Below are 13,031 nucleotides of genomic sequence, written 5' to 3' on the forward strand. Positions count from 1 at the left end.
CATGGTCGAGGGGGCGACGTGACGACGCCCCAGGATCCCGACGGCATGCAACGAGAAACGCGATGACTCAGGATCAACGAGATCCGCGGAGCGAGAGCGCCGCCAGCAACCACGACTCGATCCTGACTTGGATCACCGAGACCATCGCCCGCTTGCTGGGCACCACCGGCCGCGTCGACGCCAAGACCCGCTTCCGAGAATTCGGCCTCGACTCCGAGCAGATCACCGATCTGCTCGCCCGCCTGTCGAGCCACGTCGGCCACCCCCTGTCCCCCGTGGCCCCCTGGGAGCACCCCACCCCCGAGGCCCTCGCCCGCTACGCCTCGCAGATGCAGGCCACGGGCCGCCGCTCACCCACGGAGCTGCCGCAGATGTCGCTGCGCGGCCCGGCCATCGGCGTCTCTCAAGATCCAATCGCGATCGTCGGGATCGGCTGCCGCCTGCCCGGGAGCGTGAGCTCTCCCGAGCAGCTGTGGTCGCTGCTGTGCAACGGCGGCAACGGGATCAAGCAGGTCCCCTCCGACCGCTGGGACGTCAAGGAGTACCTCGACGTCGACCGCGGCGCGCCGGGCAAGATGACCACGCGCTGGGGCGGCTTCCTCGATCAGGTCGACAGCTTCGACGCGCCCTTCTTTGGGATCTCGCCGCGCGAGGCCCAGCAGATGGATCCCCAGCAGCGCCTCGCCCTCGAGCTCGCCTGGGAGTCGCTCGAGGACGCGGGCATCGATCCCCTCGGCCTGCGCGGCCGCGACGTCGGCGTGTTCGTCGGCGCGATGTGGTGTGACTACGCCCGGCTGACCGACGACCCGCGGAACATCGATCAGCACAGCACCACGGGCCAGGACACCTCGATCATCTCGGGGCGGATCTCCTACACCCTCGGCCTCGAGGGCAGCAGCATGACCGTGAACACGGCGAGCTCGAGCTCGCTGGTCGCGGTCCACCTCGCCTGCCAGAGCCTGCGCACCGGCGAGTCCTCGATGGCGATCGCCGGCGGCGTGAACCTGATCGTCACGCCCCACGGGACGATCTTGATGAGCAAGGTCGGGACCCAAAACCCGGCCGGCCAGTGCCGGGCCTTCGACGCCTCGGCCAACGGCTACGTGCGCGCCGAGGGTGGCGGGCTGATCGTGCTCAAGCCGCTCAGCCGAGCGATCGCCGACGGCGACCGGATCTACTGCCTGATCCGCGGGACCGCGAGCAACAACGACGGCTTCTCCAACGGGCTGACCGCGCCCAACCCCCGCGCCCAGGAGGCCTGCGTGCGCGCGGCCCTGGCCAACGCCCAGGTCGACCCCGCGACCATCCACTACGTCGAGGCCCACGGCCCCGGGACGATCCTCGGCGACCCGCTCGAGGCCAGCGCGCTCGGGGCGGTGATCGGCAGCCAGCGGCCCAAGGACGCGCCGCTGCGCCTGGGCTCGATCAAGACCAACATCGGCCACCTCGAGTCCGCGGCGGGCATCGCCGGGCTGATCAAGACCGCCCTGGCCCTGCATCACCGCATGCTCCCGGCCAACCTGCACTTCGAGCAGCCCAACCCGCACATCCCCTTCGAGAACCTCAACCTCCAGGTCCAGACCGCGCTCGAGGGCTGGCCGGCCGGCGACGAGACCCCGCGCGCGGGCGTCAGCAGCTTCGGCTTCGGCGGGACCAACTGCCACGCCGTGCTCGAGGCCGCGCCCAAGAGCGAGGTCCTGATGCTGCCCCTGGTCGGACCCTCGGCCGGGATGCTGCGCATGCAGGTGCTCTCGTCCCTCGACTTCGCCTTCGAGGTCCGCAACTGGAACGAGAGCGCGGCGCTGTGCCGGGCGCTCAGCGAGCGCGCCGGCGAGGGCAAGCACCGCTCGACGCTGATGCTCAACGCCCCCGACCAGCTGATCGAGGGCCTGTCCAAGCTGCTGTCCGGCGGCCTCAAGGCGCTCAAGCCCGCGCCGGCGCGCCCGCGCCTGGTGTTCGTGTGCTCGGGCCACGGCTCGCAGTGGCTGGGCATGAGCCGCACGCTGATGGTCGGCGAGCCCGAGTTCCGCCGCACCCTCGAGACCATCGATCGCCTGGTCCGCGAGCACTGCGGCTGGTCGCTGATCGACGAGCTGCTCACCGACGGCCCGCGCTCGCGCCTCGATCGCACCGAGGTCCTCCAGGTCGTGCTCTTCGCCGTCCAGGTCGCCCTCGGCGAGCTATGGCGGGCCTGGGGCTTCACCCCCGACGCGATCGTCGGCCACAGCATCGGCGAGATCGCGGCCGCCCACCTCGCCGGGATCCTCTCGCTGACCGACGCCACGCTCGTGGCCATCGAGCGCGGCCGCGCCGTGGGTGAGCTGGCCGCGGGCAAGGGCGCGATGCTGGTCGTCTCGCTGCCCGAGTCGATGCTGCTCGAGCGCCTCGGCGAGACCGCCAACGACCTGGTCATCGGCGCCTTCAACGGCCCGCGCTCGACGGTGCTCTCGGGCCCGCGCCCGGCGATCGAGCAGGCCGAGGAGATCCTCGCCCACCGCGGGGTCAGGACCCGACGGCTGGAGATCGACTTCGCCTCGCACAGCCCCGAGATGCTCCCGGTCGTCCCGGTCTTCGAGCAGGCCATCGCCGGGATCTCGCCGCGCCCCGCCAAGCTCCCGATGCTGTCCACGGTGCTGCTCGAGGCGCTGCACGGCAGCGAGTGCGGGCCGGCCTACTGGACCCGAAACCTGCGCAGCCCGGTGCGCTTTCGCCAGGTCATCGAGGGCCTCGCCGACGAGGGGCCCACGGTCTTCCTCGAGCTCAGCGCCCACCCGGTGCTCGCCCAGGCCATGGAGCAGACCCTCGAGAACGTCAAGGGCAGCTTCTGGGTGCTGCCCTCGTGCTACCGCCACGAGGACGAGCGCGGGACCATGCTCAAGGGCCTCGCGCGGCTGTTCGAGCTCGGCTTCGATCCCAACTGGCGCGCCGTGTGGACCCAGGCGCCGCAGCTGTCGATGCTGCGCCCCGACCTGCAAGAGCGCATGGACGAGACCCTCGGCGAGGTCTCGATCGAGGTCAACGACGAGGGCGGCCACCACCTCCCGCTGCTGCTCTCGGCCCGCTCCGAGGTCGCCCTGCGCGCCCAGGCCGAACGCCTGTTCGCGCACCTCGAGGCCAACCCCGACCTGCCCCTGGTCGACGTCGCCCACTCCCTGGCCACGACCCGCGCGCACTTCGATCGCCGCGCCATGGTCATGGCCAGCGAGCACGAGGAGGCGCTGCTCGCCCTCGACGCGCTCGCGCGCGGAGCCAAGGACGCCCGCGTGATCGAGGGCGAGGCTCGCGTCGAGGGCAAGATCGCCTTCGTGTTCTCGGGTCAGGGCTCCGAGTGGCCCGAGATGGCGCGGACCTTGATGCAGGTCTCCGATCGCTTCCGCGAGCACCTCGTGGCCTGCGAGCGCGCCTTGACCCCCTACGTCGACTGGTCGCTGCGCGCGGTCCTCGAGGGCAGCGAGGACGCGCCCTCGCTCGAGCGCGTCGACGTGCTCCACCCGGCGCTCTTCGCCGTGAGCTCGGCGCTGGTCTTGCTGTGGCACATGGTCGGCGTCGAGGCCGACGGCTACATCGGCCACGGCCTCGGTGAGATCACGGCGGCCTACGCCGCCGGGGCCCTGCGCCTCGACGACGCCGCGCGGATCGTCGCCAAGCGCAGCCAGGCCCTCGCCCAGCTGTCTGGCCAGGGCGCCGTCGCCCTCGTCCCGCGCTCGCTCGCCGAGGTCGAGGCCGAGCTCAAGCGCTGGGACGACATGCTGGCGATCGCCGCCCACGACGGCCCCGAGGCCGTGCTCGTGTCCGGCGAACCCATGGTCATCAACGAGCTCGTGTCCACGCTCGAGGGCACCCGCCGCCTGGACATCGACTACCCCTGGGCCTCGCCGCTGCTCGAGCACGCCCGCGAGCGCGTGGTCGGGACGCTCGAGGGCCTCAGCCCCAGCGAGCTCGAGGTCCCGATGTACTCGACGATCCGCGCCGAGAAGCTGCTCGGTCGCGAGCTCGACGCCGAGTATTGGTTCCGCAACCTGCGGCTGCCCACGCGCTTCGCCGAGACCGTCGACAAGATGCTCGCCGACGGCTACCGCTTCTTCATCGAGCTCAGCCCTCACCCCCTGCTCCGCGACGTGCTCGCGCGCATGGTCGAGGACGCCGACTCGCCCGGGGCCGCGGTCGACTCGCTGCGCCGCGGCGAGGGCGGGCCGGATCGCCTGATGCACGCGCTCGGCGAGCTGCACACCCGCGGCCTGCCCGTGGACTGGCAAAAGGTGTCCTCGGGTCGCCGCGTCGGCCTGCCCACCTACCCCTTCCAGCGTCAGCGCTACTGGCTCGACGTGGCCAAGCGCGCCGGCGCCGAGGCGGGCATCCAGACCCAGGCGCCCGCCGCCGACAGCTCGTTTTGGAACGCCGTCGAGTCCGGCGACGCCGACAGCGTGGCCCTCGCCCTGGGCGTCGACGGCGACGAGCAGCGGGCCTCGCTCAACGTGCTGCTGCCCGCGCTGAGCAGCTGGCGGCGCAACCACCAGGAGCGGACCACGCTCAACTCGTGGCGCTACCGGATCAGCTGGAAGCCGATGTCCGCGAGCGCCTCCGTGGGCGACGTGCGCGGGACCTGGCTGGTCGCGACGGCCTCGGAGCCCGAGGACGCCGCCGTCCACGACATGGTGATCGCCAACCTCGAGAGCGCCGGCGCGACGGTGATCCGCGTGACCGTCGACGAGGACGAGCCCGACCGCGAGGACGTCGTCGCTCGCCTGCGCCGCGCCCTCGCCGAGCTCGAGGGCGCCGAGGTCCGCGGCGTGCTCTCGCTGCTCGCCCTGGTCGAGGAGCCGCTGCTCGACCAGCCCGCGCTGCCCTCGGGCCTGGCCCTCAACCTCGCCCTCGCCCAGGCCCTCGGCGACATCGAGCTCGGCGCGCCGCTGTGGCTGCTGACCCGCGGCGCGGTCTCGGTCGGCGGCTCGGACGTGCTCGAGCACCCGCTCCAGGCCATGGCCTGGGGCCTCGGCCGGGTCATCGCCCTCGAGCACGGCGAGCGCTGGGGCGGCCTGATCGACATCCCCGCGGAGCTCGACCTCAAGGGCGCCCGCCGCCTGGCCTCGGCCCTCGGCCAGCGCCGCGAGGATCAGCTCGCGCTGCGCAACACCGGGCTGTTCGTGCGCCGGCTGGTCCGCGCCCCGCTGATCGATCAAGCCGAGGCCGAGTGGCGGCCGCGCGGCACGGTCCTGGTCACCGGCGGGACCGGCTCCTTCGGCGCCCGCGTGACCCGCTGGCTCGCGGCCAACGGCGCCGAGCACCTCGTGCTCGCCAGCGCCCAGAGCCCCGACGCCGACCTGACCGAGTTCGGCACCCGGGTCTCGCTGCGCGCCTGCGACACCACCGACCGCGAGTCGATCGCGACCTTGCTCGATCAGCTCGAGGCCGAGGGCGAGGAGCTGACCGCGGTGATCCACGCCGAGGGCGTCTCGCAGCAGACCCCGCTGGCCGACATCGAGATGGACGAGCTGATCGAGGTCGCCTCGGCCAAGGTCGCCGGCGCCCGTCACCTCCACGAGCTGCTCAAGGACGTCGACCTCGACGCGTTCATCACCTTCTCGTCGATCGCGGGGATCTGGGGCAGCGGCCGCCAGGCGATCTACGCCGCCGCCAACGCCTTCCTCGACGCCTTCGCCGAGCACCGCCGCAGCCTCGAGCTCCCGGCGATGTCCGTGGCCTGGAGCGCCTGGGCCAGCGGCCAGTCCGACGACCCTTCGCAGCACGAGCTGCGCCGCCGCGGGCTCGAGCCCATGGATCCCAAGTTCGCGATCGCGGCGCTCCAGCAGGCCCTCGACGCCGAGGACGAGACGGTGATCGTCGCCGACATCGACTGGTCCCGGTTCGCGCCGAGCTTCACGGCCACGCGCCCGAGCCCGCTGCTCGACGATCTGCCCGAGGCCCGATCCGCGCTCGAGGCCGTCAACAGCGGCGAGGAGGGCGACGAGGCCCGGCTGCTCGCCAAGCTCCGCCCGCTCTCGGAGACCGAGCGCTCGCGGACCCTGGTCAACCTCGTCCTGCGCGAGACCGCGGCCGTGCTCGGCTACGACGACGCCTCGCGCCTCGACCCCCAGACCGGCTTCGTCGACCTCGGCCTCGACTCGCTGATGGCCGTCGAGGTCCGCCGCCGGCTCCAGCGCGAGACCGGCCTGAGCCTGCCGGCGACCCTGGTCTTCGATCACCCCTCGCCCCAGCACGTCGCGCTGATGGTCTACGAGGCCCTCGCGCCCGCCCTGGGCGTGGCCGCCGACGAGCACGAGGAGCACGTCGGCGTCGGCCCGCGCTCGACCAACGAGGCGATCGCGATCATCGGCGTGGGCATGCGCGTGCCCGGCGGGATCCTCGATCTCTCCTCGCTGTGGACCTTCCTGTCCGAGGGCCGCGAGGCCGTCGGCCCGCTCCCGCCCGCGCGCTGGAACGTCGACGAGTTCTACGATCCCGACCCCGAGAGCAAGGGCCACAGCTACGTGCGCGAGGGCTCCTTCCTCGAGCAGATCGATCAGTTCGACCCGGCCTTCTTCGGGATCAGCCCGCGCGAGGCCAAGAACATCGACCCCCAGCACCGCTTCTTGCTCGAGGCCGCCTGGGAGGCGCTCGAGAACGCCGGCGTGGTCCCGGGCTCGCTGCGCGACTCGCTGACCGGCGTGTTCGTCGGGCTCGGGCCCAGCGACTACGACCACCTGCGCCAGGGTCCCGGCGAGGCCTACACCTTCACCGGCACCCAGACCTCCTTCGCCGCCGGGCGTATCGCCTTCACCTTGGGTCTGCAGGGCCCGGCGCTGGCCATCGACACGGCCTGCTCGTCCTCGCTGGTCGCCTTCCACATGGCCTGCCGCTCGCTGCGTGAGCACGAGTGCGAGCTCGCCCTCGCCGGCGGCGTGCAGATCCTCGCCGCCCCCGACGTGTTCGTGCAGCTCTCGCGGACCCGGGCGCTCGCCCCCGACGGGCGCTGCAAGACCTTCTCGGCCAACGCCAACGGCTACGGCCGCGGCGAGGGGGCGCTGGTCTTCACCCTCGAGCGCCTGTCCGACGCCCAGGCGGCCGGCCGCGACATCCTCGCGGTCGTGCGCGGCACGGCGGTCAACCACGACGGGGCGAGCAGCGGGATCACGGCGCCCAACGGGACCTCGCAGCAAAAGCTGCTGCGCTCGGCCCTCGACGACGCCCGGCTCACGCCCACCGACGTCGACTATGTCGAGTGCCACGGGACCGGGACCTCGCTCGGCGACCCGATCGAGGTCCAGGCGATCTCCGCGGTCTACGGCGAGCAGCGCCCGCCGGATCAGCCCCTGCTGCTCGGCGCGGTCAAGACCAACATCGGCCACCTCGAGGCCGCGGCCGGCCTCGCCGGCGTCGCCAAGGTCGTGGCCTGCATGCGCCACGGCAAGCTCCCGGCCACGCTGCACACCAAGCCCCGCAACCCGCACATCGACTGGCAGTCGCTGCCCATCGACGTCGTCGACAGCCTGCGCGAGTGGCCGACGGTCGAGGGCGGGCGGCCGTGGCGAGCCGGCGTGTCCTCCTTTGGCATGTCGGGGACCAACGCCCACGCGATCCTCGAGCGCGCCCCCGAGCCGCCGCTGGCCGACGGGCTCAACGTGCCGCCGCCCAGCGAGCTGCCCCTGGTGCTCTCGGCGCGCACGCCCGCCGACCTCGTCGCCCAGGCCAACCGCCTGGCCGAGCACCTGCGCGCGCACCCCTACGAGGGCTCGACCCTCGACGTGACCCACTCGCTGGCGACCACGCGCACCCACTTTGGCACGCGCCTGGCGATCACCATCGACGCCGAGAGCACGCCCGAGATCCTCATCGACGTGCTCGAGACCTTCGCGCGCACGGGCTCGCCCTCGCGCGGCTCGGCGATGACGCCCAAGGACCTGCGCCGCGGCAAGCTGGCGATCATGTTCACCGGTCAGGGCGCCCAGCGCCCGGGCATGGGCCGCGATCTCTACGATCGCTACCCGACCTTCCGCGACGCCCTCGACTCGGTCTGCGCCCACCTCGACTTCCACCTCGATCGCCCGCTCTTCGAGCTGATGTTCGCCGAGCCCGACACCCCCGAGGCGGAGCTGCTCGATCAGACCAAGTACACCCAGCCGGCGCTCTTCGCCCTCGAGGTCGCGCTCTACCGCATGTGGGAAGCCTGGGGTGTGGTCCCGGATCTGCTCATCGGTCACTCGATCGGCGAGCTCGCGGCCGCCCACGTCGCCGGCGTGCTGTCGATCGAGCACGCCTGCACCCTGGTCGCCGCGCGCGGCCGGCTGATGCAGGCGCTGCCCGAGGGCGGCGCGATGGTCTCGCTCCAGGCCAGCGAGGAGGAGGTCCGCCCGATGCTCGACGCCCGGGTCGGGATCGCCGGCCTCAACGGGCCGATGTCCACGGTGATCTCCGGCGACGAGCAGGCCGTGCTCGACATCATGTCGCACTTCGAGGAGCTCGAGCGCAACGTGGTTCGCCTGAGCGTCAGCCATGCTTTCCACTCGCCGCGCATGGAGCCGATGCTCGACGAGTTCCGCAAGATCGCTGCCACCCTCGAGTTCAACCGGCCCTCGATCCCGATCGTCTCCAACGTCACCGGTGAGCGCAGCGTCGGCGACGAGCTGTGCTCACCCGAGTACTGGGCCCGGCACATCCGCCAGGCCGTGCGCTTCGTCGACGGCGTGCGCGTGCTCGAGGCCGAGGGCGTGACGACCTTCCTCGAGCTCGGGCCGCACGCGGTGCTCTCGGGCATGGTCCCGCCCTCGCTGTCCGACGACGCCCTGCCCCGGGCCGTGGTCTTGCCCTCGCTGCACAAGCGCAAGCCCGAAGTCGAGACCCTGACCGCCGCGCTGTGTGGGCTGCACGTGCACGGCTACGAGATCAACTGGGAGGGCTTCTTCACGCCCTTCGGCCCGCGGCGGATCAACCTCCCGACCTACGCCTTCCAGCGCCAGCGCTACTGGGTCGAGCGCGGCGAGGGCCGGGCCGCCGACGTGGCCTCGGCCGGCCTCGACGACGCCGAGCACCCGCTGCTCGGCGCCAAGGTCCAGCTCGCCGACTCCGACGCCGTGCTGTTCACCAGCCGGCTCTCGCTCGCGGATCAGCCGACCCTGGCCGGGCACGTGGTCTTCGACGCGACCATCGTCCCGGCCACGGCCTTCCTCGAGCTCGCCCTGGTCGCGACCTTGCGCGTGGGCCTCGACCGCGTCGAGGAGCTGACCATCGAGCGCCCGCTCGCCCTGCCCAGCAAGGGCGGGGTCCTGCTCCAGCTGTCCGTGGGCACTCCCGACGAGTCGGGTAGCCGCGCGCTGACGATCTTCGCCCGCGCCGAGCGCGAGGGCGCGAGCTGGCAGCGCCACGCCAGCGGGCGCATCGGCCAGGGCCCGCGCAGCGCCGACTTCGACCTCCACGCCTGGCCGCCGCCGGGCGCCGAGGCCATCGAGCTCGGGGCCGACGCCGCCGCGGCCTACGAGACCCTCGAGGAGGCCGGCTTCAGCTACACGGGCGACTTCCGCGGGCTCCAGCGAGCCTGGCGACACGGCACCGAGCTGCTCGCCGAGCTGCGCCTGCCCGACGAGGCCAGCCGCGCCGCGGGCCGCTACGCCATCCACCCGGGCCTGCTCGACGCCGCCTTGCACCCGCTGGTGCTCGAGCACCTCGAGCCCGAGGCCGTGCCGCTGCCCGTGTCGTGGTCCAACGTCGAGCTCTACGCCACGGGGTCCACGACCTTGCGCGTGCGCTTCACCCCCACGGGCGCCGAGGGCAACTTCACCATGGCGATCGCCGACGGCAGCGGCGACCCGGTGGCCTTCATCGGGGCCCTGGCCACGCGCCCGGCGACCCCGGCGATGATCCACGACTCGATCGACAGCCAACACTTCGACGGGCTCTACGTGGTCGAGTGGACCATCCCGCTCGACACCGGCGCGGTCTCGTCGACCGGCGAGTGGATGATCCTCGTCGACGAGGACGACCGCCTCGAGCTCGCCGACAACCTCTCGCGCTCCTCGCTGACGACCAGCCGGCTCCCGGACTACGACCAGCTGATCGCCGGCCTCGACGCGGGCCGGCCCGCGCCCGAGGCCCTGCTGATCCCCTGGCTGGCCGACACCGACGCGGCGCCCGGCGCCCTCGCCCACGCGACCACGGTCGAGGCCCTCGACCTGCTCCAGCGCTGGCTCGCCGACGAGCGCATGCGCGACTGTCGGCTGGTGTTCATCACCAGGCGGGCGGTGGCCGCCGGCTCCGAGGAGGACGTCCTCGACCTCTCGGCCGCGCCGCTTTGGGGGCTGGTCCGCACCGCCCAGGTCGAGAACCCCGATCGTCAGATGGCGATCGTCGACGTCGACGACACCGAGGTCTCGCTGTGGGCCCTGCCCGCCGCCCTGGCCTGTGACGAGGAGCAGCTCGCGGTCCGCAAGGGCATGATGCTCGCGCCGCGCCTGGCTCGGCCCCAGCACAGCGCCCGCCTGCTCCCGCCCACGGGCGCGAGCGCCTGGCACCTCGACGTCAGCCAAAAGGGCTCGCTCGACAACCTGGTGTTCGCGCCGCGCCCCGAGGCCCGCGCCCCGCTCGGCGACTTCGAGGTCCGCGTCGAGGTCCGCGCCGCGGGGCTCAACTTCCGCGACGTGCTCAACGCCCTGGGCATGTACCCCGGCAAGGCCGGCGAGCTCGGCATCGAGGGCGCCGGCGAGATCGTCGAGGTCGGCCCCAAGGTCGAGGGCCTCGCCGTCGGCGACCGCGTCATGGGCCTGATCCCCGCGGCCTTCGCCCCGGTTGCGATCACCGACGTCCGCAAGCTCGCGCCGATCCCCGAGGGCTGGAGCTACGCCCAGGCCGCGTCCGTGCCGATCGTGTTCCTGACCGCCTACTACGCGCTCGTCGAGGTCGGCAAGCTCCGAGCCGGCGAGCGCGTGCTGATCCACGCGGCGACCGGCGGCGTGGGCATGGCCGCGACCGCGATCGCCCGGCACATCGGCGCCGAGGTGTTCGGGACCGCGAGCGAGCGCAAGTGGTCGACCATGCGCGAGCTCGGCTACGACGAGGAGCACACCGCGAGCTCGCGGACCGTGGGCTTCGAGCAGAAGTTCCTGTCGGCGACCGGCGGCGAGGGCGTGGACCTCGTGCTCAACAGCCTCGCGCGCGAGTTCGTCGACGCCTCGCTGCGCCTGCTGCCCCGCGGCGGCCGCTTCCTCGAGATGGGCAAGACCGACCTGCGCGAGCCGCAGGAGATCGCCAGCAACTACGAGGGCGTCAACTATCGGCCCTTCGACCTGCTCGTCCTCGATCCCGAGCTGATCGCCAAGATGTTCGCGCAGCTGGTCTTGCTCTTCGAGCAGGGCGTGCTCTCGCCGACGACGATCTCGCGCTGGGAGCTCAACGACGCCAGCGAGGCCTTCCGCCACGTCAGCCAGGCCCGCCACGTCGGCAAGGTCGTGTTCGATGTCCCGCGCGCCCTCAACCCCCAGGGCACGGTGATGCTCACCGGCGGCCTCGGGGCCCTCGGCGCTCGCCTGGCGCGGCACCTCGTCGACGTCCACGGCGTCCAGCGCCTGCTGCTGGTCTCGCGCCGCGGCGAGGACTCGCCCGAGGCCGGACGCACCCGCGCCGCCCTCGAGCTCGCCGGCGCCACGGTCGAGATCGCGGCCTGCGACGTCAGCGATCGCGCCCAGCTCCAGGCCCTGCTCGACTCGGTCCCCGCCGAGCACCCGCTGACCGCCATCTATCACACCGCGGGCGTCCTCGATGACGGGACCTTGCCCTCGCTGACGCCCGAGCGCCTCGCCAAGGTGTTCAAGCCCAAGGTCGACGCCGGCCTGGTCCTCGACGCGCTCACCCGCGAGCTCCCGCTGGCCGAGTTCGTGCTCTTCTCGTCGATCGTCGGCGTGATGGGCAACGCCGGCCAGGCCAGCTACGCCGCCGCGAACGCCTTCCTCGACGCCCTCGCCAGCCACCGCCAGGCCCGAGGCGGCGTCGCCCAGGCCCTCGCGTGGGGGCCCTGGGGCGGTGAGGGCATGGCCGCGAGGCTCTCGGACGCCGACCGCGCCCGCATGCGCCGACGCGGGATGATCCCGCTGGCCCCCGACGAGGGCATGAGCCTGCTCGACAACGCGCTGGTCCGCCACGAGGCCGCGCTCGTCCCCGTGCACCTCGACACCAGCGCGCTCTCGACCCACGACGAGCAGCCGCCGACGATGCTCCGCGGCATGGTCCGCGCCGCGCCGCGCAGGCGGGCCGCGACCCAGAGCAGCGGAGCAGGAGCCGCGGGCGCGGCCGTGTCCACCCTCGAGCAGCGCCTCGCGAGCGTGCCCGCGTCGGAGCGCGAGCGGACCTTGCTCGACATCATCCGCTCGGAGATCGCCGCTGTCCTCGACCTGTCTCGACCGGAGAGCCTCGGCCCCGATCGCCCGCTCAAGGATCTCGGCCTCGACTCCCTCGTCGCCGTCGAGCTGCGCAACCGCCTACAGACCGTGACCGGCCTGCGTCTGCCCTCGACCCTGCTCTTCGACTACCCGACCCCCGGCGCCCTCACGGGGATGATCTCGGGTGAGCTCGACTTCGACGACGCGAACGCGTCGATGATCAGCGCGCCGATCGCCGCCGAGATCGATCGCCTCGAGGCCATGGTCGCCGCCCTGTCCACAGAAGATCTCGAGCGCTCTGGCATCGGCGGGCGCCTGCGCGAGGTCCTCGAGCGCTACGCAGGGGTCAGCGCGGAGGAGCCCGAGGACAGCGCCGAGGACCTGTCGAGCAAGAGCGACGACGAGCTGTTCGAGATGCTCGACAGTGAGCTCGAAGGCGTGAACTCCTGACCAGGCACCGGCGCCTGGTCGCCGGCACCACATCGCGGCCGCACGCGGCTCGATAGCGCGGCCCCGGGTTTGGCTCACACGGCCTCTCCCGGGGCCGCGCGCGTCCTCTAGGAGCCCGTGGTGAAACCCAACACGACACCTGGCTTGGTCTTTTCGCCGAGGGCTTTGTCGCCAAAGCTTGCAGTACGCCCGGTACAGCGGCGTTTTGGCTTCGCGCCC

General features: G+C 72.6%; 1 protein-coding gene. It reads left to right on the forward strand.

What is annotated here, in order from left to right:
* Positions 1-62 precede the first annotated feature (62 nt).
* Complete coding sequence (locus G6O69_RS01545; protein WP_172301747.1) at positions 63-12,812, forward strand: type I polyketide synthase; 12,750 nt, start codon at positions 63-65, stop codon at positions 12,810-12,812.
* Positions 12,813-13,031 lie beyond the last annotated feature (219 nt).

The organism is Pseudenhygromyxa sp. WMMC2535 (genome assembly GCF_011083025.2).

Bases quoted from the DNA above. Each gene is read 5' to 3' on its own strand.
- G6O69_RS01545 (WP_172301747.1), top strand. From the start codon at position 63: ATGACTCAGGATCAACGAGATCCGCGGAGCGAGAGCGCCGCCAGCAAC.